Source organism: Streptomyces sp. NPDC002306 (assembly GCF_053593435.1).
The window spans coordinates 131,406-157,049 of sequence record NZ_JBSFCK010000016.1; the positions used below are offsets into that span (position 1 = coordinate 131,406).

The 25,644-nt window shown below is 71.4% G+C and carries 24 protein-coding genes and 1 pseudogene; 18 read left to right on the forward strand and 7 right to left on the reverse strand.

Features of this window, described 5'->3' with window-relative positions; translation table 11 throughout:
• The first annotated feature begins 76 nt into the window (after positions 1–76).
• A pseudogene (locus ACWCQK_RS27370) lies at positions 77–771 on the forward strand (GntR family transcriptional regulator).
• 338 nt (positions 772–1,109) lie between these two features.
• Here the strand turns inward: ACWCQK_RS27370 and ACWCQK_RS27375 are convergent.
• On the reverse strand, positions 1,110–1,391 hold the full coding sequence (locus ACWCQK_RS27375) for an HPr family phosphocarrier protein (protein WP_030021209.1): 282 nt from the start codon (positions 1,389–1,391) through the stop codon (positions 1,110–1,112).
• A gap of 178 nt (positions 1,392–1,569) precedes the next feature.
• Between ACWCQK_RS27375 and ACWCQK_RS27380 the strand changes: the two genes are divergently transcribed.
• From ACWCQK_RS27380 to ACWCQK_RS27395, 4 genes are all read left to right on the forward strand, one after another.
• The gene (locus ACWCQK_RS27380; protein ID WP_451159276.1) at positions 1,570–4,491 is read left to right on the forward strand and encodes a bifunctional acetate--CoA ligase family protein/GNAT family N-acetyltransferase; all 2,922 of its coding nucleotides are present in this window, start codon (positions 1,570–1,572) and stop codon (positions 4,489–4,491) included.
• A gap of 243 nt (positions 4,492–4,734) precedes the next feature.
• On the forward strand, positions 4,735–5,331 hold the full coding sequence (locus ACWCQK_RS27385; RefSeq protein ID WP_451159326.1) for a DUF5998 family protein: 597 nt from the start codon (positions 4,735–4,737) through the stop codon (positions 5,329–5,331).
• Positions 5,331–6,536 (forward strand): alkaline phosphatase family protein, encoded by a 1,206-nt coding sequence (locus ACWCQK_RS27390; RefSeq protein ID WP_451159278.1) that lies wholly within the window; start codon positions 5,331–5,333, stop codon positions 6,534–6,536. Before ACWCQK_RS27385 ends, ACWCQK_RS27390 begins: the two co-directional genes overlap by 1 nt.
• 70 nt (positions 6,537–6,606) lie before the next feature.
• A complete protein-coding gene (locus ACWCQK_RS27395) occupies positions 6,607–7,257 on the forward strand; it encodes a thymidine kinase (protein WP_451159280.1) in 651 nt (216 codons plus the stop codon).
• Between the two features lie 2 nt (positions 7,258–7,259).
• Here the strand turns inward: ACWCQK_RS27395 and ACWCQK_RS27400 are convergent, their stop codons facing one another.
• Positions 7,260–8,090, reverse strand: coding sequence for a VOC family protein (locus ACWCQK_RS27400; protein ID WP_451159282.1), 831 nt, complete (start codon positions 8,088–8,090; stop codon positions 7,260–7,262).
• A 295-nt stretch (positions 8,091–8,385) separates the two neighbouring features.
• On the opposite strand from ACWCQK_RS27400, the gene ACWCQK_RS27405 reads away from it, so the two are divergent.
• Positions 8,386–9,237, forward strand: a complete 852-nt coding sequence (locus ACWCQK_RS27405) for a sulfurtransferase (protein WP_451159284.1) — start codon at positions 8,386–8,388, stop codon at positions 9,235–9,237.
• 504 nt (positions 9,238–9,741) lie between these two features.
• Here the strand turns inward: ACWCQK_RS27405 and sepH are convergent.
• A complete protein-coding gene (gene sepH, locus ACWCQK_RS27410) occupies positions 9,742–10,776 on the reverse strand; it encodes a septation protein SepH (protein WP_451159286.1) in 1,035 nt (344 codons plus the stop codon).
• A 512-nt stretch (positions 10,777–11,288) separates the two neighbouring features.
• Between sepH and ACWCQK_RS27415 the strand changes: the two genes are divergently transcribed.
• Positions 11,289–12,269, forward strand: coding sequence for a hypothetical protein (locus tag ACWCQK_RS27415; protein ID WP_451159288.1), 981 nt, complete (start codon positions 11,289–11,291; stop codon positions 12,267–12,269).
• Here the strand turns inward: ACWCQK_RS27415 and ACWCQK_RS27420 are convergent.
• Both ACWCQK_RS27420 and ACWCQK_RS27425 read right to left on the reverse strand, forming a co-directional pair.
• The gene (locus tag ACWCQK_RS27420; RefSeq protein WP_451159290.1) at positions 12,196–13,512 is read right to left on the reverse strand and encodes a D-arabinono-1,4-lactone oxidase; all 1,317 of its coding nucleotides are present in this window, start codon (positions 13,510–13,512) and stop codon (positions 12,196–12,198) included. The genes ACWCQK_RS27415 and ACWCQK_RS27420 overlap by 74 nt on opposite strands.
• Positions 13,472–14,713, reverse strand: a complete 1,242-nt coding sequence (locus ACWCQK_RS27425) for an MFS transporter (RefSeq protein ID WP_451159292.1) — start codon at positions 14,711–14,713, stop codon at positions 13,472–13,474. The genes ACWCQK_RS27420 and ACWCQK_RS27425 overlap by 41 nt, the downstream gene beginning before the upstream one ends.
• Positions 14,714–14,839: 126 nt before the next feature.
• Between ACWCQK_RS27425 and ACWCQK_RS27430 the strand changes: the two genes are divergently transcribed.
• Positions 14,840–15,967, forward strand: a complete 1,128-nt coding sequence (locus tag ACWCQK_RS27430) for a ferrochelatase (protein ID WP_451159294.1) — start codon at positions 14,840–14,842, stop codon at positions 15,965–15,967.
• A gap of 8 nt (positions 15,968–15,975) precedes the next feature.
• Complete coding sequence (locus ACWCQK_RS27435) at positions 15,976–16,791, forward strand: inositol monophosphatase family protein (protein ID WP_451159296.1); 816 nt, start codon at positions 15,976–15,978, stop codon at positions 16,789–16,791.
• Positions 16,792–16,989: 198 nt separating this feature from the next.
• On the opposite strand, the gene ACWCQK_RS27440 is transcribed toward ACWCQK_RS27435, so the two are convergent.
• The gene (locus tag ACWCQK_RS27440) at positions 16,990–17,160 is read right to left on the reverse strand and encodes a hypothetical protein (RefSeq protein ID WP_451159298.1); all 171 of its coding nucleotides are present in this window, start codon (positions 17,158–17,160) and stop codon (positions 16,990–16,992) included.
• Between the two features lie 411 nt (positions 17,161–17,571).
• Between ACWCQK_RS27440 and ACWCQK_RS27445 the strand changes: the two genes are divergently transcribed.
• The 4 genes from ACWCQK_RS27445 (at position 17,572) to ACWCQK_RS27460 (ending at position 21,123) form a co-directional block, all read left to right on the forward strand.
• Positions 17,572–18,225: a response regulator transcription factor gene (locus ACWCQK_RS27445; RefSeq protein WP_009340866.1), complete on the forward strand. Its 654-nt coding sequence runs from the start codon at positions 17,572–17,574 to the stop codon at positions 18,223–18,225.
• 6 nt (positions 18,226–18,231) lie between these two features.
• Positions 18,232–19,464, forward strand: coding sequence for a sensor histidine kinase (locus ACWCQK_RS27450; protein WP_451159300.1), 1,233 nt, complete (start codon positions 18,232–18,234; stop codon positions 19,462–19,464).
• A 395-nt stretch (positions 19,465–19,859) separates the two neighbouring features.
• Positions 19,860–20,156, forward strand: coding sequence for a DUF4193 domain-containing protein (locus tag ACWCQK_RS27455; protein ID WP_003993510.1), 297 nt, complete (start codon positions 19,860–19,862; stop codon positions 20,154–20,156).
• A gap of 13 nt (positions 20,157–20,169) precedes the next feature.
• A complete protein-coding gene (locus ACWCQK_RS27460) occupies positions 20,170–21,123 on the forward strand; it encodes a hypothetical protein (protein ID WP_451159302.1) in 954 nt (317 codons plus the stop codon).
• Positions 21,124–21,227: 104 nt separating this feature from the next.
• Here the strand turns inward: ACWCQK_RS27460 and ACWCQK_RS27465 are convergent, their stop codons facing one another.
• Complete coding sequence (locus tag ACWCQK_RS27465; RefSeq protein WP_451159304.1) at positions 21,228–21,692, reverse strand: DUF3093 domain-containing protein; 465 nt, start codon at positions 21,690–21,692, stop codon at positions 21,228–21,230.
• Positions 21,693–21,750: 58 nt separating this feature from the next.
• Here ACWCQK_RS27465 and ACWCQK_RS27470 point away from each other — a divergent pair, with 58 nt between their 5' ends.
• The 5 genes from ACWCQK_RS27470 to ACWCQK_RS27490 form a co-directional block, all read left to right on the forward strand.
• Positions 21,751–22,335, forward strand: coding sequence for a PaaI family thioesterase (locus tag ACWCQK_RS27470; RefSeq protein WP_451159306.1), 585 nt, complete (start codon positions 21,751–21,753; stop codon positions 22,333–22,335).
• Entirely contained in the window at positions 22,332–22,892 is a 561-nt protein-coding gene (gene dut / locus ACWCQK_RS27475) for a dUTP diphosphatase (RefSeq protein ID WP_451159308.1), read from the forward strand. Before ACWCQK_RS27470 ends, dut begins: the two co-directional genes overlap by 4 nt.
• 1 nt (position 22,893) lies before the next feature.
• Positions 22,894–23,655, forward strand: a complete 762-nt coding sequence (locus ACWCQK_RS27480; RefSeq protein WP_451159310.1) for a DUF3710 domain-containing protein — start codon at positions 22,894–22,896, stop codon at positions 23,653–23,655.
• Between the two features lie 207 nt (positions 23,656–23,862).
• Positions 23,863–25,041 (forward strand): alginate lyase family protein, encoded by a 1,179-nt coding sequence (locus ACWCQK_RS27485; RefSeq protein WP_451159312.1) that lies wholly within the window; start codon positions 23,863–23,865, stop codon positions 25,039–25,041.
• 204 nt (positions 25,042–25,245) lie between these two features.
• Positions 25,246–25,644, forward strand: a 399-nt coding sequence (locus ACWCQK_RS27490) for a histidine kinase (protein WP_451159314.1), incomplete at its 3' end; no start/stop codon positions are given.

Below are 25,644 nucleotides of genomic sequence, written 5' to 3' on the forward strand. Positions count from 1 at the left end.
TACGTCCGATTGCCATAGAGTCGCAGAACGCACGTCACTCGGCGACGTTTCACGGGCATTAAGGCGGAGGTCGGTCATGCGTATTCCGGCGCACTCGGTATGCACGGCGATCCGGGACGACATCGTCGCCGGTGTCTACGAGCGCGGCGGCCGGCTCACCGAGGAACTCCTCGCGCGACGCTACGGCGTCTCGCGCGTCCCCGTCCGGGAGGCGCTGCGCACCCTGGAGGCCGAGGGCTTCGTGGTGACCCGTCGGCACGCGGGCGCGTGCGTCGCGGAACCGACCGAGCAGGAAGCCTCCGACCTGCTGGAGATGCGCGTGCTCCTGGAGCCGCTCGGCGCGTCCCGGGCCGCCCAGCGGCGGACCGAGGCCCATCTGAAGGTGCTGCGCGGCCTGGTCCGCCTGGGCCAGGAGCGGGCCAGGCAGGGCAACAGCGAGGACCTGCGCTCCCTGGGCGGCTGGTTCCACGAGACGCTCGCCCAGGCGTCCGGCAGCCACGCCCTGACCGCCACGCTGACCCAGCTGCGGCACAAGATCGCCTGGATGTACGCGATCGAGGCGCCGGCCGACCCGGTGGAGTCATGGGCCGAGCACGGCGCGATCGTGGACGCGGTGGCCCGCGGCGACGCCGAACGCGCGCGGGCGGTCACGGCGCTGCACACCGAGCGGGCGAGCGCCGCGCACCGTCCGCGGTTCACCGGGCGGGGGAGCGCGCGGACCGTGTGAGGACTTCGCAACACCCCGTAAACATGACGAGCCTGCGGCATTAACAAAGGCGCCGTATACAAAGAGGCGGTATTCAGCGGGGGTGTATTTCCGCTGCCCTCATTCGCATGCGCCGGGAATTTCCGGCCGCACGTCTTTCGTATGCCCGCGGGGTGACTTCGAGGCGATCTCGGAGTGGGCGCCGATATTGGCAGGTCCCGGCAATTCCGGTGGAGCGGCGGGAGTGAAAGGCCCGGCGAAAACGGCGGAGCCGCGCCGGCCGGGAAGGCCGACGCGGCTCCACCGCGTGCTGTGAGCAGTACTGCGAGCAGTGCCGTGACTAGTGCCGCGGGCAATGCTGCTGCGAGAAGTGGCGTGCGTAGAGCCGCGCCGAAGGCGATGCTCAGACGGTCTCGGGAAGCTCCTCGAGCCCCTCGGCGACCAGCTTCGCCAGACGGTCGAGCGCGGCGTCCGCGCCCTCGGCGTCGGAGGCGAGGACGATCTCCTCGCCGCCCTGGGCGCCGAGGCCGAGAACGGCCAGCATGGAGGCCGCGTTGACGGGGTTGCCGTCGGCCTTGGCGATCGTGACCGGGACGCCTGCGGCCGTGGCGGCTCGGACGAAGATGGAGGCGGGACGGGCGTGGAGGCCCTCGGCCCAGCCGACGTTGACGCGGCGCTCAGCCATGTGATGCTGCCCTTCAGTACTCAGGGTTGTCTAGACCAGTGTTCCATATCGAGATATGTGCCCGGAGCGGTCCGGTGTCCCGTCCCGGGAGTGGCGTCGGATCGCGGCCTCGATCCGACGTCCGTCCTCCACAGACTGCCTCGCGCCGTTGTCGTACGCGAGCCGTACTCTGGGGCCCATGCAGAACCCGGCGGACCGGCACGACCGACACGAGTACCCCGCCCACTGGGAGGCGGACGTGGTACTGCGTGACGGTGGCACCGCGCGCGTCCGGCCCATCACCGTCGATGACGCCGACCGCCTGGTCAGCTTCTATGAGCAGGTCTCGGACGAGTCGAAGTACTACCGCTTCTTCGCGCCGTACCCGCGGCTGTCCGCCAAGGACGTCCACCGCTTCACACACCACGACTTCGTGGACAGGGTGGGACTCGCGGCCACGATCGGCGGCGAGTTCATCGCCACCGTACGCTACGACCGCATCGGCGCCGACGGCATGCCCGCCTCGGCTCCCGCCGACGAGGCCGAGGTCGCCTTCCTGGTGCAGGACGCGCACCAGGGGAGGGGCGTCGCCTCCGCCCTCCTCGAACACGTCGCGGCCGTCGCGCGCGAGCGGGGCATCCGCCGCTTCGCCGCCGAGGTGCTCCCCGCGAACTCCAAGATGATCAAGGTGTTCACGGACGCCGGCTACACCCAGAAGCGCAGCTTCGAGGACGGTGTCGTGCGCCTGGAGTTCGACCTCGAACCCACGGAGCGTTCGCTCGCCGTGCAGCGCGCGCGGGAGCAGCGCGCCGAGGCGCGGTCCGTACGGCGGCTGCTCGTGCCGGGGTCCGTCGCGGTGGTCGGCGTCGGCCGTACCCCGGGCGGGGTGGGCCGCGGCATCCTCGACAACATCCGGCAGGCAGGCTTCACCGGAAGCCTCCACGCCGTGAACAAGGCGCTGCCCGAGGGGCAGAAGGAGCTCGGCGGTGTGCCCGCCCACCGCTCGGTGCGGGACATCGAGGGGCCCGTCGACCTCGTGGTCGTCGCCGTGCCGACCGAGCGCGTGCCCGACGTCGTCACCGAGTGCGGCGAGCACGGTGTGCAGGGACTCGTCGTGGTCTCCGCCGGGTATGCGGAGAGCGGCCCAGAGGGGCGCGAGCGCCAGCGTGAACTCGTGCGCCACGCGCGCGTGTACGGAATGCGCATCATCGGCCCGAACGCCTTCGGGATCATCAACACCTCCCCGGACGTCCGGCTGAACGCGTCGCTGGCCCCCGAGATGCCGCGACCCGGACGGATAGGGCTGTTCGCGCAGTCCGGCGCCATCGGCATCGCCCTGCTGTCGCGCCTGCACCGGCGCGGCGGAGGGGTCACCGGGGTGACCGGCGTGTCCACCTTCGTCTCGTCCGGCAACCGCGCGGACGTCTCCGGCAACGACGTCCTTCAGTACTGGTACGACGACCCGGACACCGATGTCGCGCTGATGTACCTGGAGTCCCTCGGCAACCCGCGCAAGTTCACCCGCCTCGCACGCCGCACGGCCGCGGCGAAACCACTGGTCGTCGTGCAGGGCGCCGGTTCCGCCCCTCAGGGGCACGCCGTCCGGGCGACCCGGCTGCCGCCCGCGACCGTGTCGGTGCTGCTGCGGCAGGCCGGCGTCATCCGCGTCGACACCATCACCGAACTGGTCGACACGGGACTGCTGCTCGCGCGCCAGCCGCTGCCGGCCGGCCCCCGCGTGGCGATCCTGGGCAACTCCGAGTCGCTGGGCGTGCTGACGTACGACGCCTGTCTCTCCGAGGGGCTGCGGCCGCTGCCGCCGGTGGATCTGACGACGGGGGCCACGGCGGACGACTTCCGCCAGGCGCTGTCGAGGGCGCTGGCGGACGAGACGTGCGACGCGGTCGTGGTCACCGCCATCCCGGCGATCGGGGGCGCGTCCGTCGAGGACGCGATGCTGGCCGAAGCGCTGCGCTCCGCCGCCGAGCAGGTGCCGGGCAAGCCGGTGCTCGTGGTGCACGTGGAGCTCGGGGGGCTCGCGGAGGCGCTGTCGGCGGCGGCGAGTACCGCACCGTACGCCGGTTCGACGTCCACCGACGTCGCCCCCACGTCGTCATTCCCTGGGTCGTCACCCCTCGCGTCGTCACCCCCCGCGTCGCCCGACCGCGGGTACCCCCGTCTCCCCGCTGAACGCCCACCCACCGACGCCGCAAAATCGCTCACTCCCGACCAGACGTCAGAAGTAGCCCAGACCGGACCTCGCCTCATCCCCGCCTACCCCGCCGCCGAACGCGCCGTCCGCGCTCTCGCCGAAGCCGTCAAGTACGGACAGTGGCGACACGAGGCCGCCGACCCCGGGAAGGTGCCGGAGTACGAGGACATCGACGAGAAGGGCGCCGCCGAACTGATCGGCGGCCTGCTCGCGCGCGGGCAGGGGCTCACGCTCGGCATGGACGAGACCTGCGAACTGCTCGGGCGGTACGGGATCGCCGTCCGCGCGGCCGTACCCGCGCCCACGCCCGACGCGGGTGTCGAAGCCGCGCGCACCCTCGGCTACCCGGTGGCCCTCAAGGCCACCGCACCGCACCTGCGGCACCGCGCCGACCTCGGTGGCGTACGTCTCGACCTGGCGGACGAGGAGCAACTGCGCAGGGCGTACGCCGAGTTGACCGCACTCTTCGGGAAGCCGCAGGAACTGCGTCCGGTGGTGCAGTCGATGGCGCCGCGCGGGGTCGACACGGTCGTCCGCGCGGTCATCGATCCGGCGGCCGGGGCCGTACTGTCGTTCGGGCTCGCCGGTGCCGCCTCCCAGCTGCTCGGCGACATGGCGCACCGGCTCGTGCCGGTCACCGACCGCGACGCGGCCTCGCTGCTCCGCTCGATCCGCACGGCACCGCTGCTGTTCGGCTGGCGGGGCTCGACGCCGGTCGACACCCCCGCCCTGGAGGAACTGCTGCTGCGCGTGTCCCGGCTGGTCGACGACCACCCCGAGGTCGTCGCGGTCACCCTGGAGCCGGTGGTCGTCGCCCCGCGGGGGCTGAGCGTCCTGGGCGCCACCGTACGGCTGGCTCCGCCCCCGGCCCGCGACGATCTCGGCCCCCGGACGCTTCCCGCGTACTGAGCCGACCCTGCGCCGGACGCGCCCCCGCGTACTCGGTGGATCTCGACCCCGGGACGCCCCATCCCCGTACTCGAGTGGATCCCGGTCCCCTCCCGCCGAGTGGATCCCGGCCCCCCGGCGCTCCCCTCCCGCCGAGTGGATCTCGGTTCCCGGGCGCTTCCCGCGCGGTGAACGCTGAGCTTCGTCCGCGGGGAACGCTCCCGTGTCCCGAGCGGTGCCTCGCAGTCAGTGCGCCCCCGTAGGATGGACGTCATGGCCAAGACCAGTACGACGACCCAGGGGCTGCGAGCGGCGATCGAGCGCAGCGGCTACTACCCGGCCCTCGTGGGCGAGGCGGTGGAGGCCGCCGTGGGCGGCGAGCCGATCCGGTCGTACCTGGTCCACCAGGAGACCACGTTCGACCAGAACGAGGTGCGCCGGCACGTGACCGTGCTGGTCCTCACCGGCAACCGCTTCATCGTGAGCCACACCGACGAGCAGGCCGCCGACACCACCTCCCCGACGCCGTACGCCACGACGTCCACCGAGTCCGTGAAGATCGGCCGGATCTCGTCCGTGGTGGTCAGCCGCGTGGTCGCCAATCCGGAGTCCTACGCGCCCGGCACGCTCCCGCGCGAGATCGTGCTGACCATCGGCTGGGGCGCCGTCTCCCGCATCGACCTCGAGCCCGCCGCCTGCGGCGACCCCAACTGCGACGCCGACCACGGCTACACGGGCAGCTCGACGGCGGACGACCTCAGCCTGCGGGTCAGCGAGGCCGGGGACGGCCCGGAGACGGTCCGCCAGGCTCTCTCCTTCGCGCAGGCCATCTCCGAGGCGACCGCGGACGTCACCCCCTGATGTCCCATCCGTCACCCTCCGACTCCGTCGCCTGGGGCCACCCCGAACCGCTCGCCGTCGGCTCCGCCCCCGTCCCCGAGTACGGCTCGGGTTCGCTCGCCGATCTGCTGCCCACGCTCGCCGCGGGCATGGGCGTTCCCGGGATGTCCACGGCCATCCCGGAGCTGACCGCCGCCGACCGCAACTGCGTGTTCCTGATCGACGGTCTGGGCTGGGAGCAGCTGAGGGCGCACCCGGACGAGGCCCCCTACCTGACCTCGCTCCTCGCGAGCTCCCGCGGCGGCACCGGCCGCGCGATCACCGCCGGCTACCCGGCGACCACCGCGACCTCCCTCGCCTCCGTCGGCACCGGCCTCCCGCCGGGCGCCCACGGCCTGCCCGGCTACACGGTCCGCAACCCCGCCACCGGCGAGCTGATGAACCAGCTCCGCTGGAAGCCCTGGACCTCGCCGGCCGTCTGGCAGCCGTACCCCACCGTCTTCCGGCTGGCCCAGGAGGCGGGTGTGCACGCCGCCCAGGTCTCGTCGCCGACCTTCGCCAACACCCCGCTGACCAAGGTCGCGCTCAGCGGCGGCACCTTCCACGGACGGCTGTCCGGTGAGGAGCGCGTGGACCTCGCCGCCGAGCAACTGGCCGCAGGCGACCGCTCCCTGGTCTACACGTACTACGCCGAGCTCGACGGCGCGGGCCACCGCTACGGCGTCGCCTCCGACACCTGGCGCGGCCAGCTCATGTACGTCGACCGGCTGGTGCAGCGGCTGGCCGAGCAGCTGCCGCCGCGCAGCGCGCTCTATGTCACCGCCGACCACGGCATGATCGACGTCCCGTTCGACGAGCAGCACCGCATCGACTTCGACGAGGACTGGGAACTGCGCGCCGGAGTCGCCCTGCTGGGCGGCGAGGGCCGCGCCCGCCACGTCTACGCGGTCCCGGGCGCCGAGAACGACGTGCTGACCTGCTGGCGCGAGGTGCTCGGCGAACAGTTCTGGGTGGCTTCACGGGACGAGGCGATCGCGGCCGGCTGGTTCGGTCCGCACATCGACGAACGTGTGTACGCGCGCATCGGCGACGTGGTCGCGGCCGCGCACGACGACGTACTGATCATCGCCACGGAGCGGGAACCGAAGGAGTCGGCGATGGTCGGCAACCACGGCTCGATGACCCCTGCCGAGCAGCTCGTACCCCTGCTCGAAGTACGCTCCTGAGGTCCCGCTGCCTGTCGCCCACCCCTGTTCCCCCCACCGTCCCCTTCCGCCGAAAGGTGCTCAACTCCCCATGCCCGAGCTGGTGTTCTTCTCCGGAACGATGGACTGCGGGAAGTCGACACTGGCTCTCCAGATCGAGCACAACCGCTCCGCGCGCGGGCTGGTCGGCATGATTTTCACGCGTGACGACCGTGCGGGCGAGGGCAAGTTGTCCTCCCGCCTCGGTCTGGTCACGGACGCGGTCGAGGTCGAGGACGGACAGGATCTGTACGCGTTCCTCGTCGACCATCTCTCGCAGGGCGGCCGCGCGGACTACGTGATCGCGGACGAGGCGCAGTTCCTGTCTCCGGGGCAGATCGACCAGCTCGCGCGCGTGGTCGACGACCTGGGGGTCGATGTCTACGCCTTCGGTATCACCACCGACTTCCGCTCCAAGCTGTTCCCCGGCTCCCAGCGGCTGGTGGAGCTGGCCGACCGGGTCGAGGTGCTCCAGGTCGAGGCCCTGTGCTGGTGCGGCGCCCGCGCCACCCACAACGCCCGCACGGTCGGGGGTGAAATGGTCGTCGAGGGCGCCCAGGTGGTCGTGGGCGACGTCAATCAGTCGGCGGACGAGATCGGCTACGAGGTGCTGTGCCGCCGCCACCACCGTCGCCGTATGACGGGGGCCACGGCGCGCGCGGCGGCGCTGTCGCCGGACGTACTGCCGGTGTCCGCCTCCTGAGGTCAGTGCGGGCTCTCGACCAGTGAGAAGCGGGCGCCCTCCGGATCCGCCACCCATGCCACGCGCCCGTGCTCGCTGTCCCGGGGCGGCTTGAGCACCTGCCCGCCCAGCGCGACGAGCCGGGCCACCGCCTCGTCCGCCTCGGCGACCTCGAAGTACGTCATCCAGTGCGGTCCCCTGTCGCGGGGCAGGGCGTGGCCCACGCCGTGGATCCCGGCGACCGGGCGGCCCTCGACGTGCAGCGTCACGTAGTCGAAGTCGGCGGAGATCACCGGCTCCTCCTCGTAACCGAACACCGATTCATAGAATTTGGCGACGCTTACCGACTCGACGGTCAGCAGTTCGTTCCAGGCGGGTGTGCCCGGCGTGCCGGGAAGACCGGGCAGGCCGGGCAGGCCTGTGATGCCGACGCCTCGGTGCGCCGCCGCCTGCCAGATGCCGAAGACGGCCCCCGACGGGTCGGAGCAGATCGCCATCCGCCCGGCTTCGGCCGCGTCCAGCGGGCCGACCCCGACGGTGCCGCCGCACAGCCGTACGGTCTCGGCGGTCTGGTCCACGTCGGCCGAGGCCAGGTAGGGCGTCCAGGCGATCGGCAGGTGGAGGTCCGGCGGCAGCTGGCCGATGCCCGCCACCTCGCGGCCGTCCAGCAGGGCCCGCAGGTAGGGGCCGAGCCGCGGGGGGCCCGGCTGGAACTCCCAACCGAAGAGTTCTCCGTAGAAGTCCTGGGTCGTCGCCAGTCCGTGCACCATCAGACTCACCCAGCAGGGCGTGCCGGACGCGTAGGGGGTGTGCGCTTCGTCGTTCGGGCCGGCCGACTCCCGTGCCTGGGTCATCGTCACTCTCTCCTCGGCCCCTCGCGGTGGCCGCGTCGCTTCCGCTCTCCGCACCCGTGCCGATGCTCGCACCGCCCGTGATGCCGTGCTCACCGGGCACACCTGGAGCGGTGGGTCCCTGGCCGGAGAATGCCCGCTGTAAGGTTTCTCGTCCGTTTCGGCCCGATGACCCACGGGGGTCGATCAGTTGTACAGCATGTGCCCGATCCCGTACGCCACGTGATCGCGCCTGCCCGGCCGAGCAGAGTAGCCGGACATGGAGGCTCGGGCCACCCCGTGCGCAAGGATGGTGGTCATGAACGTCATCATCTCCGCATCAGAACTCGCGAACGAGCTGTCAGGGGAGCGCCCGCCGCTGGTGCTCGACGTCCGCTGGCAGCTCAGTCTGGCCAAGGCCGCCGGTGCGCCGGCCTTCGACGGCCGGGCCGAGTACGAGGCCGGGCACGTTCCCGGCGCCGTCTTCGTCGACCTGGACCGGGAACTGGCCTCCACGCCCGGCCCGGGCGGCCGTCATCCGCTGCCCGACGTGGCGGACTTCGGCGCCGCCATGCGCAGGGCCGGTGTGTCGTCCGCGGTGCCGGTGGTCGTGTACGACGGCGGACAGGGCTGGGCGGCGGCGCGCGCGTGGTGGATGCTGCGCTGGACGGGTCACCCGGACGTGCGGGTCCTCGACGGCGGGTTGCCGGTCTGGGAAGGGAAGCTGTCGGTGGACGTGCCCGCCCCGGCCGAGGGCGACTTCGAGCCGGTGCCGGGGGCCGCGGGTCTCCTGGACGCCGACGCGGCTGCGGCGCTGGCCCGGTCGGGGGTGCTGTTCGACGCGCGCGCGGGGGAGCGGTACCGCGGTGACGTGGAGCCGATCGACCGGGTCGGCGGTCACATCCCGGGCGCGGTGTCGGCGCCCACGACGGACAACGTGGCGGGGGACGGGCGATTCCTGCCCGCCGAGGAACTGAACGCGCGCTTCAAGACGCTGGGCGCCTCCGGCGACACCGAGGTGGGCGTGTACTGCGGCTCCGGCGTCTCGGGCGCCCATGAGGTGCTCGCGCTGGCGGTCGCGGGGATTCCGGCGGCGCTGTACGTGGGTTCGTGGTCGCAGTGGTCGGCGGATCCGTCGCGGCCCGTCGCGGTGGGACCCGATCCGCAGTAGGGGGTACGGCGCCGCCGCCCCCGCGGCCGACGGTCATCAGGCCGGTCTCCTACGGCGTCCACGCGCGACCGGGTCTCCCTGGTCGCCGACGGCGTCTCCCCACAGCAGAGCCTGTTCGGTCGTCGACGGCGTGTGCAGGACGGGACGTCGTCCGCCGGGACGTGCGGCAAGGGGCGCACGCGGGCGGGTGCGTCGGGATCACGGTGGAGGCGCTCACGCGGTCGCGTGCGGGGACCCGCGCCGGTGGGCGCGCACGCCGTCACCTGTGGGAGGAGCGTGCGCGCCGACGCGTGTACGCCGTCGCTCACGGCGGAGGGTGCGTATGACGGCACACGCGCCGGACGCGCGTGCGCCGTCGCTCACGGCAGGGGGCGTGCGCGCCGTTGCGTACGGTTGACGGGCGGGCCGGGCATCGTCGGGCTCGCACGCGACCGGCGCGCCCGGGTGAGGAAGCGGCAGGGCCCGCGCCCTTAAGGCGCGGGCCCTCAGTCATGTACCGCGGGACTACTCCTGCTTCTTGCGTCTCGTCCCGAACACGATCTCGTCCCAGCTCGGGACCGCGGCCCGGCGGCCGGGGCGGACGCCGTCCGCCTCGGCCTGGCGGTCGGTGGCACCGACCAGGCGGTCACGGTGACTCTGGACGGAACGGGGCATGAGGACGTCCGCGTAGGCGGAACCGGCGGAGGCGGCGGGCGCCGGGGGCTCCTCGGCCTCCGGTTCCTCGACGGGCTCCTCCACGGGAGGCTCCACCGGGCGTTCCGGAACCACCAGGTCGCCCCGGAAGCTCGGCACCGCCTCCAACAGGCTGGTCAGCGAGTCCCGTTCGCTCGCGCTCTCCTCGACCGGCTCGGGCGGCGGGGCCGGCAGGCTCGGCCGGTCCCGGTCGAGGGCACGGTCCAGCGGGCGGTCGCGCGGCAGCCGGGCGATACGCGGTACGAAGGGAAAGCTGGGCTCGGGCGCGGCGAGGTCGTCGGACTCGCCGATCAGCGAGCGCGCCTCCTCGTCGACGGCCTGCACGAGCCGCCGGGGCGGGTCGTACGTCCAGCTCGCCGAGTGCGGTTCGCCCGCGACCAGATAGACGAGCAGGACTTCCCAGGTGCCGTCGTCGCGACGCCACGAGTCCCACTGGACGGTGTCCTTGTCGGCGCCGCGCAGGACGAGTCGCTCCTGTACGGCCTCGCCGAGCTGGGGACCGGCGTTCTCGCCGGGCCGACGGACCGGAGTCTTCCGGGCCCGCTCGGCCATGAAGGCGCGTTCGGCCAGCACGGGGCCTTCGAAGCGGCGCACACGATCGACGGGGATGCCGGCCATCTGGGCGACTTCTTCCGCGGTCGCGCCTGCGCGTATCCGCGCCTGGATGTCGCGGGGGCGGAGATGGCTCTCCACCTCGATCTCGATCTGGCCGAGGCGGGGACGGTCGCCGCGCACGGCGGCACGGAGTCGTTCGTCGATCGGAAGCGTGTACTCCGTGCTGTCCGCAGCCTTCAACACCAGCCGTGTGCCGTCATTCGAGACGGCCACGACACGCAGTTCGGGCATGGGGACCTCCCGGGTGGTGCCTGCCGACGTCACGTGCGTCGCTGCTTCCGCTAGTCGAGTGTGGCCTGCCCGGGTGCAGCCTGCCACAACCTTGCCGAGTTGCCCGGCGTGTCGGGCACGAGCCCGCGTACGCCGTTATGGCACGGTTACCTATTCGCAACGCTAAGTGACAAACTCCGTCACCCTGTGCAACTAGCCCCCTCCCGGCGGTCAGGCATGGCCCCGGACGCCCTGGCGGGAGACCGGACCCAGGGCTCGCAACAGTACTCCATTTGGGCCACGTGCGTGGATTGGCGCGCCGCTCAACTTCTCGCAGGGGATGGGACTTGGCCGTCCCTCGGGGGTTCGGCGGCCCCAAACGTGGCGTACTTCACGCAATCACCAGAAACGGAACTAATGGTTTCGTCCATACGTCCCTTTCTCGTGCAGGTGGGTTGATCAAACTGGCGACCGAGCCGGTGATCAAGCCGGAACAGCCGATCGAGCAAGGGAAAGGCAGGCAAGGCCCCGGAATGCGTGAAAGGCCCGCTGACGTGGACGAGTCCGGCATCGGGGAGGAGGTGAAGGAGAGGAAGCGGATCGATCTGAGTGTCCCTCAGGTCGCCGGTGGCGCGGTGGCCGCGGTGGTGGCGGCCAAACTCGCCTCCTACTTCGGGGTGTACGGGACGATCCTCGGCGCGGGCATGGTCAGCGTCGTCGCCACCTGTGGCGGCACGCTCTTCCAGCACTTCTTCAGCCGGACCGGCGAACAGTTCCGCGAGGCCGCCGTTCCGTCCCGGACCGCCGAGGCCGCCGTTCCGTCCCGGACCGCCGAGGCCGCCGTTCCGTCCCGGACCGCCGAGGCCGCCGTTCCGTCCCGGACCGCCGAGGCGGCCGCGCTGTCCCGGACGGCCGAGGCGACCGTCCTGTCACGGGCCGCCGGGACGCCGCCCGAAGCCCAGGCGTCCCCGCCCGCCGACCGGTTCACGCAGGGCACGGTCTATCGCGCCCGGGTCAGGAGCTGGAAGCGGCCGGTGGTCGCGGCCGCCCTGGTGTTCGGGGTGACCATGGCCGGAATCACCACGTACGAGCTGGTGTCCGGCAGCAGCTTCAGCGGCGGCGGCACGACCGTCGGCGACGCCCTCTCCGGCCACGACAGGTCGTCCTCCGGATCGGGCTCCGGCACGTCCTCCGACACCGACCCCGACGGGGACGCGGATTCGGGTACGGACTCCGGGCCGGGCTCCGGCGGCGACTCGCCCTCGCCCGCCGCCTCCACGACACCGGAGCCGACCGACGGTGCCACCCCGTCGAGCGGCGCCGGTGAGCCGGGGGGCGGCGCCGCGACGCGAAGCCCGGACCCGACTCCGAGCGCCACCGCCGGGGACGGCCCGGGTGCCGGTCCGTCGGCTTCGGCCGGGACGCCCGACGGGTCCGCCACTACCCCAGGACCCTCCGCAAGTAGTCGTTCTGGAAACGGCGTTCCGGATCAAGGCGGTCCCGCAGCGCGGTGAACTCGCCGAAGCGCGGATAGACCCCGGCCAGGTACTCGGCGTCCCGCGTGTGCACCTTGCCCCAGTGCGGCCGGCCCTCGTGCGCGGTGAAGACGCGCTCGGCGGCGGTGAAGTACGCCTGATAGGGCGTGCCCCGGAACATGTGGACGGCGATGTAGGCGCTGTCCCGGCCCGAAGCGGTGGACAGGGTGATGTCGTCGGCCGGAGCGGTACGCACCTCGACGGGGAAACTGACCCGCAGGCCGGAGCGCTCGACCATCGCCTTCAGCTCGCGCAGTGTCTCCACCAGGGCCTCGCGCGGGACGGCGTACTCCATCTCCACGAAGCGCACCCGGCGCGGGGAGGTGAAGACCTTGTACGGGATGTCCGTGTACGTGCGCGCAGACAGGGCCTTGCTGGACAGCCGGGCGATTCCGGGGATCGCCGCCGGCGCCGCCCGGCCGAGCAACTGGACCGCCTGGAAGACGCCGTTGGAGAGGAACTCGTCCTCGAACCAGCCGGTCAGCTGCCCCACCGGCCGCTCAGGTCCCGCACTGCGGTTGTTGCGCTTGGTGTTGGTGCTGCCGGTGTGCGGGAACCAGTAGAACTCGAAGTGCTCGTTCTCGGCCCAGAGTTCGTCGAAGTCGGCGAGGACCTTGTCGAACGGCATCGGCTCCTCGCGGGCCGTGAGCAGGAAGAGCGGCTCCACGGCGAAGGTGATCGCGGTGACGATGCCGAGCGCGCCCAGGCCGATGCGGGCCGCCGCGAAGACCTCCGGGTTCTCCTTCTCGGAGCAGGTGAGCACCGAACCGTCGGCCGTGACCAGCTCCAGTCCCTTGATCTGGGCGGCTATCGAGCCGGACTCGCGGCCGGTGCCGTGGGTGCCGGTGCTGGTGGCCCCGGAGACCGTCTGCTCCATGATGTCGCCCATGTTGGTGAGCGACAGACCCTCACGGGCCAGGGCCAGGTTGAGCCTCTTGAGCGGGGTACCCGCCTCGACCGTGACGGTCCCGGCCTCACGGTCAATGTCGCGGATGCCCGTCAACAGTTGAGGGCGGATCAATACGCCGTCCGTGGCGGCGATCGAGGTGAACGAATGCCCGGTCCCCACGGCCTTCACCGTCAGGCCGTCCTCGGCGGCCTCACGTACGGCCGCGGTCAGCTCCTCGACGGAGGCGGGCGTGACCTCCCGCGCGGGTCGGGCGGAGACGTTTCCGCCCCAGTTACGCCACGTGCCGTTCTTGCCGCTCGCTGTCGTGCTCAACGGTGCCTCCCCGACCCGGAGCCGGCCTGCTGAGCCGGCGGTACCCCAGGAAACCGACCGCGACCGCGACGGCCCCGGACACCGCCGGAACCCCGTACCCGGCGCGCGCACCGGCCGCGTCGATCACCCAGCCGGCCGCCGAGGAACCGAGCGCGACGCCGACCGCGAGCCCGGTGCTCACCCAGGTCATGCCCTCGGTCAGTTGTGCGCGAGGTACGTGCTCTTCGATGAGGGACATCGTCGTGATCATCGTCGGTGCGATGGACAGTCCCGAAACGAACAGCGCCACGGCCAGGAACGGCAAGTTTCCGACCAGTAGGAGGGGGATCATACTCACGGACATCATGAAGACGCCCAGGAGCCAGCGACGTTCGGGCGTCCCCTTGAAGCGCATCAGTCCGAAGACGGCGCCCGCCGTGCAGGATCCCGCCGCGTACAGCGCCAGGACGATGCTCGCCGCGGCCTTGTGACCCCGCTCGTCGGCGAAGGCCACGGTGACCACGTCGACCGCCCCGAAGATCGCGCCGGTCGCCACGAAGGTGGCCACCAGGACCTGGAGTCCGGGCGAGCGCAGCGCCGAACCGCCGGCTCCTTGCGACGCACGCGGGTGCGGCTCGGGTTCGGTGGCGCGCTGCGCGGTCAGCCAGAAGACGCCGACGGCCAGGAAGCAGGCGGCGAGCAGCGGGCCTGCCTCCGGGAACCACGCCGTGGACAGCCCGATGGAGATGATCGGCCCGAAGATGAAGCACACCTCGTCCACCACGGACTCGAAGGAGTACGCGGTGTGCAGTTGCGGGGTGCCCCGGTACAGGGCGGCCCAGCGCGCGCGGATCATCGCGCCGAGGCTCGGTACGGAGCCGATGCCCGCGGCGCACACGAACAGCACCCAGTCGGGCCAGTCGAAGCGGGCGGCGATCAGCAGCCCGGCCGCGGAGGTGAGAGCGGCCAGCGACGCCGGGCGCAGCACCCTGCGCTGGCCGTACTGGTCGACCAGCCGGGAGATCTGCGGACCGACCGCCGCCGCGGCCAGCGCGATCGTGGCCGACAGCGCGCCCGCCAGCCCGTAGCGCCCGGTGATCTGGGAGATCATCGTGACCACGCCGATGCCCATCATCGACAGCGGCATCCGGCCGATGAACCCAGCGGCGGAGAAGCCCTTGGAACCGGGGGCGGCGAAAAGGGCGCGGTAGGGGCTGGGCACGGGTGTCTCCGGGGATCCGGTAAGGCGTGAAGAGCGTTGTTACAGATTACGGGTTAGGTGACCCTAACGCACTCGTGGTGCGGGCCGAGATCCCGGCGGTCGGCGCCGGGTGGCAGGATCGACTTCATGCCAGACGCGCTCGATGCCACCCCCTACGACGCCCTGCTCCTGCTCTCCTTCGGCGGCCCGGAAGGCCCGGACGACGTGGTTCCGTTCCTGGAGAACGTGACGCGCGGGCGCGGCATCCCCAGGGAACGCCTCAAAGAGGTCGGGCAGCACTACTTCCGCTTCGGCGGGGTCAGTCCGATCAACGACCAGAACCGCGCTCTGCTGGACGCCCTGCGCAAGGACTTCGCGGCACACGGCCTGGACCTGCCCGTCTACTGGGGCAACCGCAACTGGGCGCCCTACCTCACGGACACCCTGCGCGAGATGGCCGCCGACGGCCGCCGCCGCGTCCTCGTCCTGGCCACCAGCGCCTACGCCTCGTACTCGGGCTGCCGCCAGTACCGCGAGAACCTCGCCGACTCGCTCGCGGCCCTGGCGGCCGAGGGCCTGGAGCCGCCGAAGATCGACAAGCTGCGGCACTACTTCAACCACCCCGGCTTCCTGGAGCCGATGATCGACGGGGTGGTCCATTCCCTCGCCGACCTCCCCGAGGACGTCCGGGACGGCGCGCACATCGCCTTCTCCACGCATTCCATCCCGACGTCCGCGGCCGACACCTCCGGCCCCGTCGAGGACCACGGCGACGGCGGGGCGTACGTCGCGCAGCACTTGGACGTGGCGCGCCTGATCGCCGACGCGGTACGGGAACGCACCGGCGTCGACCACCCCTGGCAGCTCGTCTACCAGTCCCGTTCCGGCGCACCGCACGTCCCGTGGCTGGAGCCCGACATCTGCGACCACCTGGAGGAGCGGCAGGCGGCCGGCGCCCCGGCGGTCGTGATGGCCCCCATCGGCTTCGTCTCCGACCACATGGAGGTCCTCTACGACCTCGACACGGAGGCCACGGCCAGGGCCGCTGAGCTGGGACTGCCGGTGCGCCGTTCGGCCACGGTCGGCGCCGACCCCCGCTTCGCCGCCGCGATCCGGGAGCTGATCCTGGAACGCGCCGGGAGCGAGAGGGGGCGCCGGGTCACGCCCTGTGCCCTGGGCTCCCTCGGCGCGAGCCACGACCTCTGCCCGGTCGGCTGCTGCCCGGCCCGCGCCCCCCGGCCCGCCGCCGCGGGCGCCGACAGCCCCTACGCGTGAGGAACGCCGTGACCGACCCCCTGCACACGGAACTGCTCGAACTCGCCCACGAGGCCGCCCGCCGCGCGGGCGAGCTGCTGCGGGACGGCCGTCCGGCCGACCTCGCGGTCGCGGCCACCAAGTCGAGCCCGATCGACGTCGTCACCGAGATGGACATCGCGGCGGAGAAGTTGATCACCAGCCTGATCGCCGACCGCCGTCCCGCCGACGGTGTCCTCGGCGAGGAGGGCGCCGCCAGCGAGGGCACCAGCGGGATCCGCTGGGTGATCGACCCCCTCGACGGCACGGTGAACTACCTGTACGGGCTGCCGACCTGGGCCGTGTCCGTCGCGGCGGAGCAGGACGGCGAGACCGTCGTCGGGGTCGTGGCCGCCCCGATGCGCGGCGAGACCTACCACGCGGTCCGCGGCGGCGGGGCCTGGGCCACCGGCGCCTGGACGGGCGAGCGCAGGCTCGCCTGCCGGCCTCCGGCGCCGCTGGACCAGGCTCTGGTCTCGACCGGGTTCAACTACGTCTCCGAGGTCCGCGCGCACCAGGCCGAGGTCGCGCGCAAGCTGATCCCGCTGCTGCGCGACATCCGGCGCAGCGGCTCGGCCGCGGTCGACCTGTGCGACGTCGCCGCGGGCCGCCTGGACGGCTACTTCGAGCGCGGGCTGCACGCCTGGGACTACGGCGCGGGCGACCTGATCGCCCGTGAGGCGGGCGCCCTGACCGGTGGCCGCCCCGCGCAGCGCCCTTCGGGTGAACTCACGGTCGCGGGGACCCCCGCCGTCTTCGAGCCCCTCCAGCGGCTCCTGGAGGACTTCGGCGCCTGGCACGACTGACGGCGGACCGGAGCCGCCACGGCGAACCGGAGTACGACGGCCGAACCTGAGCACGACGGCCGAGGCGAGCCGAGTCCGGCGGCTCACGGCTGCCGGCGGGCGAGCGAGCCGTACAAGACGCCGTACGGGCACGAAAACACGAGAGCGGGGCCTCGGCACTGGATCGCCCGGGGCCCCGCTCTCGTGCGTACGAACCGCTCAGGCGGCGGACACGACTTCCACGCCATGTTCGGCGGCGAGGCGGTGCAGGTCGTCGAGCTCGCCCTGTTCCACCTCGACGAGGAAGTCGTCGCCCTCGTTCCGAGCCCGCGTCAGGTCGGACTCGGTCGCCTTTATGCGCTGCAGAAGTCCTGCGGTGAAAGCGTCCATGCTGCGCCCCCTCGTCCAGGGTCGTGGGTCGATGGCACGGGGGTGTGCCGTTCGGAAGGGGCGATCACGTCTCCTGTGGATGCCCGGCGCAGCCCTTGCCGGGCGGCCACGGTGCCGGGCACCCACGACCGCTCTGCGGTAAGCGGACGGTGACGTACCGCATGGTGTTGCGGCACAAGCGGAGCGTGATCGCGGGGTGTAAAGCGTCCTCCCCCCGCTCTCTTCCGTGGAAACCTCAACCCGACGAGAAAATCCGCTATTCCCGGGCCGATCACCCGGACTTCGGAGCGCTCCCACCCGCCTTACCGCCGACTTATGGCCGAAACGGGCAGGATGGACGCCACACCCACGAACCCCCTGCCCGCGTGCGCCCGAGGCGCCGTGCGGGTGGACACAGGAAGGACCAGCGACGTGCGCGTACTCGTCGTCGAGGACGAGCAGCTGCTCGCCGATGCGGTGGCCACCGGACTGCGCCGGGAGGCCATGGCCGTCGATGTCGTGTACGACGGCGCGGCCGCCCTGGAGCGCATCGGCGTCAACGACTACGACGTGGTCGTCCTCGACCGCGACCTCCCGCTCGTCCACGGCGACGACGTCTGCCGCAAGCTCGTCGAGCTGGGGCTGCCCACGCGCGTGCTGATGCTCACCGCGTCCGGCGACGTCAGCGACCGGGTCGAAGGCCTGGAGATCGGTGCCGACGACTATCTGCCCAAGCCGTTCGCCTTCAGCGAGCTCATCGCACGCGTGCGTGCTCTCGGCCGGCGCACCAGCGTGCCGCTGCCGCCCGTCCTGGAGCGGGCCGGCATCAAGCTCGACCCCAACCGCCGCGAGGTCTTCCGCGACGGCAAGGAAGTCCAGCTCGCGCCGAAGGAGTTCGCCGTCCTGGAGGTGCTGATGCGCTCCGAGGGCGCGGTCGTCTCAGCGGAGCAGCTCCTCGAGAAGGCCTGGGACGAGAACACCGACCCGTTCACCAACGTCGTGCGCGTGACGGTCATGACCTTGCGGCGCAAGCTGGGCGAGCCGCCCGTCATCGTCACTGTCCCCGGCTCCGGCTACCGGATCTGACCGGCGGTGGCCACCACGCCCGCGCCGCCCCAGGCGCCTCCGAAACCCACCTGGGACCCCAGGAGGCCGCAGCCCCCCTTCCCGTGGCTGCGCCCGACCATCCGGATACGGCTCACGCTGCTGTACGGCGGCATGTTCCTGATCGCCGGCATCCTGTTGCTGTCGATCATCTATCTGCTGGCCGCCCAGGCCCTCGACGTCGGCAGCGACCTGCCGTTCAAGATCACCGAGGGCAAGGTCACCAGCAAGATCTGCGACCTGCCCACCCAGGCCGCGCCGGACGTCTTCAACAAGGCGATGAACGACTGCGTCAACGAACAGCGTCAGCACGCCCTGGACGACCTGCTCAGCCGGTCCCTGCTGGCCCTGCTGGGCCTCGCGGTCATCGCCTTCGCCTTCGGCTACGCCATGGCCGGACGGGTGCTGTCGCCGCTCGGCCGGATCACCCGCACCGCGCGCGCGGTGGCGGGCTCGGACCTCTCCCGCCGTATCGAGCTGGACGGTCCGGACGACGAGCTGAAGGAGCTGGCCGACACCTTCGACGACATGCTGGAGCGCCTCCAGCGCGCCTTCACCGCCCAGCAACGCTTCGTCGGCAACGCGTCGCACGAACTGAGGACCCCGCTCGCGATCACCCGCACGCTCCTCGAAGTGCATCTGTCCGACCCCACCGCGCCGGTCGAGCTGCAACAGCTGGGCAAGACGCTGCTGGCGACCAACGAGCGCAGCGAGCAGCTCGTGGAGGGCCTGCTGCTGCTCGCCCGGAGCGACAACCAGGTCGTGGAGCGCAAGCCGGTGGACCTCGCGGAGGTCGCCGAGCAGGCCGTGGACCAGGTGCGCGCGGAGGCGGACGCCAAGGGCGTGCAGATCCGCGGCGAACAGAAGAAGGCCGTCGTCCAGGGCAACGGCGTGCTGCTGGAGCGGATCGCGCTGAACCTGGTGCAGAACGCCGTGCGCTACAACATTCCCGAAGGCGGCTGGGTCGAGGTCACCACCGAGGTCCAGCACGGCCAGGCGGTCCTGGTCGTGTCGAACACAGGACCGGTCGTTCCGGCGTACGAGATCGACAATCTCTTCGAGCCGTTCAGGCGGCTGCGTACGGAGCGCACGGGCAGCGACAAGGGCGTAGGCCTGGGTCTGTCCATCGCGCGGTCCGTGGCCCGGGCGCACGGCGGGCACATCGCGGCCCAGCCGAGGGAAGGGGGCGGTCTCGTGATGCGGGTCACGCTACCGATCTGAGACCATGGCCCCGACACACGCGGGGATGTTCGCTTTGCGCTGAATTTTCGGGACAGTCGACCAGCGGCTCCTTGTGTGATCGATCACAAAAGCGATTTTCGCGCCATCTACTCTCCGTGATCATGACTGAGGCCATAAAGCCGGTAAAATACGGGTTTTCAGGCGTCGTGATCACGGGAAGTACACGGTGAGACGCCTTTGAAGAGCGGCACGAGGACCGTGTACGGTCCCGATCGCCATCCAAGCCGATCACTCTTGAGGAGTCCGGTTGGGTGTCGATTGAGTAACAGACCTTGATGTGAGGCAAAATCTCCGCCTCAGGTCGGGCACAAGTCCGGCCTCTCACGCGTTAGTGCGCTGGAGACACCGCAGATACCCAGAGGGGGAGAGCGACCATGGCAACCGACTACGACACCCCACGCAAGACCGACGACGACGTTGACTCGGACAGTCTTGAAGAACTGAAGGCCCGGCGGAACGACAAGTCCGCTTCGGCCGTCGACGTCGACGAGTTCGAGGCCGCCGAGGGCCTCGAGCTGCCCGGAGCCGACCTCTCGAACGAGGAGTTGGCCGTCCGAGTGCTGCCGAAGCAGCAGGACGAGTTCACGTGCATGAGCTGCTTCCTGGTGCATCACCGCAGCCAGCTGGCCCGCGAGAAGAACGGCCAGCCGATCTGTCGCGACTGCGACTGAGGGCGGGTCGGCCGTGACTGGCTCGACCCCACCTCGGAAGCGCCGCTTCCCCCTGCGGGGAGCGGACCACGGGCCGTCCGACGGCCCGCGCGGCGCGCATGACGACGAGCGGGGCTCATCCGGTGCGACAGAGTTGTCGCCCGGCTCGGCCTCGCTCGAACCGGCAGGCGATCGGGGTGACCTCCCGGCGCCGGTGGAGACTCCCGCACCCGTCGCCAGGCGACGGGCCGCGGCGATCCGCGACAAGGCCAGGGACCTCGCCAAGGACGGCGTCCGCAAGGGCGGCAGCCGTGCCAGGGCGGGTCTGGCGTACCTGGCCGACCGCATCATCGACATCGCCCCACGGGTCCCCGTACGGGACCTTCAGGCGCTCCGCAGGCAGTTCCCGGGCCTGGGGCCGGAGGAGCTCGCCGACAAGCTCGTGGCGGGCGCCGCCAACGCGACCTCGACCGTGGGAGCGGGTGTCGGGGCCGCCGCGATGCTGCCCGTGCCGCCCGCGATGCCGACCGAACTGGCCGCGGAGATCACCGGGGTCGCGGCGATCGAGCTGAAGCTGATCGCCGAGCTCCACGAGGTGTACGGCGTGCGGCCGCCGGGTCCCCTGAAGGACCGCAGCACCGTGTACCTGCGCTCGTGGTCGGGCGAGCGCGGGATCGACGTGATGAAGCCGTCGACCGTCAACGCCGCCCTGGGCGGTCACATGAAACGCGAGCTCCGGCAGCAGATCATGAAGCGCATGGTCCGGGACCTGCCGAACCTGATGCCGTTCATGGTCGGCGCCGCGGTGGGCGCGGTCATGAACCGCCGCGACACCAAGAAACTCGCCGCCCGGATCCGGACGGACCTGCGGAAGATGCAGGTGCCCTGGGACGAGCTGCCCGAGCTGCCGCCGCTGGAATCTCCGGCTGACCCGCTGAAGCTCGGCGACATCTCCAAGGACCTGGGACGTAAGGAGCTGGGGGGTTGAGACCGGGCGGGCGAGGGCGCCGACGGACCCAGTGAGCCGTTCCCGGCCCTCCAGCCCGTCTCCAGGCCGTCGCGACCTCCGCGGGCTCCCGGCGGACCCGGACGTTACGCCGCGGCCTCCCGGGCGGCCTTCAGAGCCTGCGCCAGGCGCTCCGGCTCGCGGGTCGACAGGTACAGGTAGGGCGTCGGGTCGGCCGGGTCGGTGACCGTCACGCGCAGCGCCGTGGGGATGTAGGCGCGCAGCAGGAGGAAGGCACGCACGTCGGCCTTGTGGGTGCGCCAGGCACGGGCCTCCTCGGCGTCCAGGACCTCGGTCTCGCCGAGCGCCGACACCGGGATCTTCGCCTCGCCCGCGATCAGGGAGTCGCCCACGACCCGGATGCGGAGGGAGCCGTACGCGCTGGCCGTGACCGCCGCGGCCGCCGTTCCGCCCACCAGTCCGCCGAGCGTCGGCAGGGGGCCGAAGGGGAGCAGGACGAGGGCGAGGGCGACGCCCACGAGGAACGAGATGAGCCACCACGAGCGGGGGGCGGTCAGGCGTTCTTCGTACGGGGTGGCGGTGTGCTGCATGGGGCCAAGCTTGGCACGGTGTCGGGGTCGCACCGACGCGCGGGTAAGGTCTGCGGCTGTGAGTGGTACTTCCCTGGCTCTTCAGCCTCCCGCCGACGCCGCGAAGCCGGTGCGGCACCCCGATGCTCCCGCACCCGGCGAGCTCCTCGGTGCCCACTACGAACACTGTTTCGGATGCGGCGGCGGGCAGTCCCACGGGCTGCACCTGGAGGCACGGGCCGGACAGGGCGTCACGATCACCGCGGAGTTCTCCGTGCAGGCCGCCCACCAGGGCGCTCCCGGGCTCGCGCACGGCGGTGTGCTCGCGACCGCGCTCGACGAGACCCTCGGCTCGCTGAACTGGCTGCTGCGGACCGTCGCCGTGACCGGACGGCTCGAGACCGACTTCGTACGGCCCGTCCCGGTGGGTACGACGCTGCACCTGGAGGCCGAGGTGACGGCGGTGGCCGGACGGAAGATCTACTCGACCGCCACCGGACGCATCGGCGGCCCGGAGGGGCCCGTCGCCGTCCGCGCCGACGCCCTCTTCATCGAGGTCGCGGTCGAGCACTTCGTCAACCACGGCCGCGAGGAGGAGATCCGGGCCGCCATGAGCGACCCGGACCAGATCCGGCGTGCCCGTGCCTTCGAGGTGAACCCGTGAGCGCCGGCGGCCGTGCCCCCCTGGACGTGCAGATCCGGCGCCTCGACCCCGAGGTGCCGCTTCCGTCGTACGCGCAGCCCGGTGACGCGGGCGCGGACCTGCGGACCACCGAGAGCCGCGAGCTGAAGCCGGGCGAGCGGGGCGTGCTCCCCACCGGGGTGTCGATCGCCCTCCCCGAGGGGTACGCGGCCTTCGTGCACCCGCGTTCCGGGCTCGCCGCCCGCTGCGGCGTGGCCCTGGTGAATGCCCCGGGGACGGTTGATGCCGGGTACCGTGGGGAGATCAAGGTGATCGTGGTGAATCTCGACCCGCACGAGTCGGTGCGGTTCGAGCGCTTCGACCGGATTGCCCAACTGGTTGTCCAGCAGGTCGAGAGGGTCCGCTTCCAGGAGGTGGCGGAACTTCCCGGATCGGCGCGGGCCGAGGGGGGCTTCGGGTCGACCGGCGGCCATGCCGCGGTGGGCGGCGTGAGCGGCACAAGCGGTGAGGCCGCCAAGGGCGGCACAACGGGTGGGTATAGATACGCTTCGGTCGTATCCGACCGGGAAGGACAGTGACGTGTTCGGACGTCGCAAGAACAGGGATGCCGCCGACGGCGCGGCCGGCGAGGCCGAGCAGGTCGTCGACAGCGTCGACACCGAGACGGACGAAGGGGGCGTGCGCGAGCGCGTGCGGCTCGAACCCGAGCCGCGGCCCGACGGACCCTGGGACGACACCGAGGTGCGCGAACCGGGCGAGGGCCGCGTGGACCTCGGCGGTCTGTTCGTGCCGGGAGTCGACGGCATGGAACTGCGGGTCGAGGTGGCCGGTGACGCGATCGTCGCCGCCACCGTCGTGCTGCGCGACAGCGCCATCCAGCTCCAGGCCTTCGCGGCGCCCAAGCGTGAGGGCATCTGGGGCGAGGTGCGCGAGGAGATCGGCTCGGGCATCACCCAGCAGGGCGGCATCGTCGACGAGGTCGAGGGTCCGCTGGGCTGGGAGCTGCGGGCCCAGGTGCCGGTGCAGCTGCCCGACGGCACGAGCGGCTTCCAGGTCGTGCGGTTCGTCGGTGTGGACGGTCCCCGCTGGTTCCTGCGCGGGGTCATCTCCGGTCAGGGCGCGGTGCAGCCGCAGGCGGCCGGTCTGCTGGAGCAGATCTTCCGGGACACCGTCGTGGTCCGGGGCGAGGGCCCGATGGCCCCCCGCGACCCGATCGTCCTGAAGCTGCCGAACGACGCCCAGATGGTCCCCGAGGGCGTCCAGCAGGAGGAGGCGGGTTCGCGCTTCTCCGGCGGCATGGGCCAGTTGCAGCGCGGACCGGAGATCACCGAGGTGCGCTGAGCACGGACGTACACAAGGGCCGTACTCCCTTCGGGGGTGCGGCCCTTCGTCGTGCGCCCGGGCGCACGGGCGGAGCGTGTGTGGTGCGCCCGGGCGTTCGTGCGCGATCCCTTGACGGGCGGTTGGTCTGTACCTATGTTCTCGGCCCAGCGCCTCTGTTCATGCAGGCGCTCACAGTTCACATACGAGAACGGATGGCCCCCCACCATGCGCCGTACCGCACTCCTCGCCACCGTCACCGCCGTTGTCGCGGGCGCCCTCGTCTGGCCCGCCGCCCGTCCGGCCGAAGCCGCCCCCGCCACCTTCGTCCACCCCGGAGTCACCGTCTCCAGGGGGCAGCTGGACTTCGCCCGTACCCAGGTCAACGCCGGCGCCCAGCCCTGGAAGGGCGCGTACGACCAGATGCTGGCGAGCAAGTACGCCGACCTGAACCGCACCCCCAAGCCCCGGGCCACCGTCGAGTGCGGCTCGTACTCCAACCCCAACTACGGCTGCACCGACGAGCGTGAGGACGCGATAGCGGCGTACACCGACGCCCTCGTCTGGTACATCACCCGGGACGACCGGTACGCGAAGAAGTCCATCGCGCTCATGGACGCCTGGTCCGCCGTGATCAAGGACCACACCAACAGCAACGCGCCGCTACAGACCGGCTGGGCCGGCTCGTCCTGGACCAAGGCCGCCGAGATCATCAAGTACACGTACACCGGAACGTGGACCAACTCCGGCCGCTTCGCGAGCACGCTCCGTGACGTCTACCTCCCCGAGATCATCAACGGCTCCAACTCCAACGGCAACTGGGAACTGACCATGATGGAGGCCGCCGTCGGCATCTCCGTCTTCCTCGAGGACAAGACGTCGTACGACAAGGCGATGGCGAAGTTCCGGACGCGTACGGCCGCCTACGTCTACCTCTCCACCGACGGCGCGGTGCCGAAGACGGTGCCGAGCCAGAACCTCGACACCACGGCGAAGATCGTCAGCTACTGGCAGGGCCAGTCCACCTTCGTCACCGGCCTCACCCAGGAGACCTGCCGCGACTTCGTGCACACCGGTTACGGCATCTCGTCGATATCCCACATCGCCGAGACCAGCCGTATCCAGGGCCAGGACCTGTACGGCACCGATGTCGGCGAGCGGCTGCGGCAGGCGCTCGGCTTCCAGTCCAAGTACCAGCTGGGCACGGCCGTCCCGAGCTGGCTGTGCGGCGGTTCCCTCACCCTCGGACTCGGGCCGGTCACCGAGGTGGGATACAACGCCCTGCACAACCGGCTGGGCATCGCGATGACCAACACCCAGACGCTCACCCAGCAGAACCGTCCGGCCGGCAGCAACAACCTGTTCGTCGCCTGGGAGACGCTCACCCACGGCGACAACCCGAACTGAACCGGATCGCCGCCTCGATCTCGGCCGGGCGCCCGGTATCCGGCGCCCGGCATTTCGCGTCCAGCCGGGCTTTCCACGGGGTTCTCGCCGCGTCAGAGTTGCGTCAAAGACGCTCTCCGCCCCATTCCTCGTTCTTTTTGTCGACATCGTTGGCCGTAAGGTCGACGCTGCGTACGCAGCAGTCACTGGAAGACAATGGGAAACATGACACGCGGCAAGCTTCGGATCTACCTCGGTGCGGCACCGGGCGTCGGCAAGACGTACGCGATGCTGTCCGAGGGACATCGGCGGGTGGAGCGCGGTACGGACTGTGTGGTGGCGTTCGTGGAGCACCACGGGCGGGCGCGTACCGAGGTGATGCTGCACGGGCTGGAGCAGATCCCGCGCCGGGAGCTGGAGTACCGGGGCGCGGTCTTCACCGAGATGGACGTGGACGCGGTGCTGCGACGCGCTCCCGCCGTCGCTCTGGTGGACGAACTGGCCCATTCCAATGTTCCTGGTTCGCGTAATGCGAAGCGGTGGCAGGACGTGGAGGAGTTGCTGGCGGCGGGGATCGATGTCGTCTCGACGGTGAACATCCAGCATCTGGAGTCGCTGGGTGAT

Bases quoted from the DNA above. Each gene is read 5' to 3' on its own strand.
- ACWCQK_RS27415 (WP_451159288.1), top strand. From the start codon at position 11,289: ATGCGTGAAAGGCCCGCTGACGTGGACGAGTCCGGCATCGGGGAGGAG.
- ACWCQK_RS27390 (WP_451159278.1), top strand. From the start codon at position 5,331: ATGTCCCATCCGTCACCCTCCGACTCCGTCGCCTGGGGCCACCCCGAA.
- ACWCQK_RS27430 (WP_451159294.1), top strand. From the start codon at position 14,840: ATGCCAGACGCGCTCGATGCCACCCCCTACGACGCCCTGCTCCTGCTC.
- ACWCQK_RS27455 (WP_003993510.1), top strand. From the start codon at position 19,860: ATGGCAACCGACTACGACACCCCACGCAAGACCGACGACGACGTTGAC.
- ACWCQK_RS27485 (WP_451159312.1), top strand. From the start codon at position 23,863: ATGCGCCGTACCGCACTCCTCGCCACCGTCACCGCCGTTGTCGCGGGC.
- ACWCQK_RS27385 (WP_451159326.1), top strand. From the start codon at position 4,735: ATGGACGTCATGGCCAAGACCAGTACGACGACCCAGGGGCTGCGAGCG.
- ACWCQK_RS27375 (WP_030021209.1), bottom strand. From the start codon at position 1,391: ATGGCTGAGCGCCGCGTCAACGTCGGCTGGGCCGAGGGCCTCCACGCC.
- ACWCQK_RS27400 (WP_451159282.1), bottom strand. From the start codon at position 8,090: ATGACCCAGGCACGGGAGTCGGCCGGCCCGAACGACGAAGCGCACACC.
- ACWCQK_RS27405 (WP_451159284.1), top strand. From the start codon at position 8,386: ATGAACGTCATCATCTCCGCATCAGAACTCGCGAACGAGCTGTCAGGG.
- ACWCQK_RS27440 (WP_451159298.1), bottom strand. From the start codon at position 17,160: ATGGACGCTTTCACCGCAGGACTTCTGCAGCGCATAAAGGCGACCGAG.
- ACWCQK_RS27395 (WP_451159280.1), top strand. From the start codon at position 6,607: ATGCCCGAGCTGGTGTTCTTCTCCGGAACGATGGACTGCGGGAAGTCG.
- ACWCQK_RS27380 (WP_451159276.1), top strand. From the start codon at position 1,570: ATGCAGAACCCGGCGGACCGGCACGACCGACACGAGTACCCCGCCCAC.
- ACWCQK_RS27465 (WP_451159304.1), bottom strand. From the start codon at position 21,692: ATGCAGCACACCGCCACCCCGTACGAAGAACGCCTGACCGCCCCCCGC.
- sepH (WP_451159286.1), bottom strand. From the start codon at position 10,776: ATGCCCGAACTGCGTGTCGTGGCCGTCTCGAATGACGGCACACGGCTG.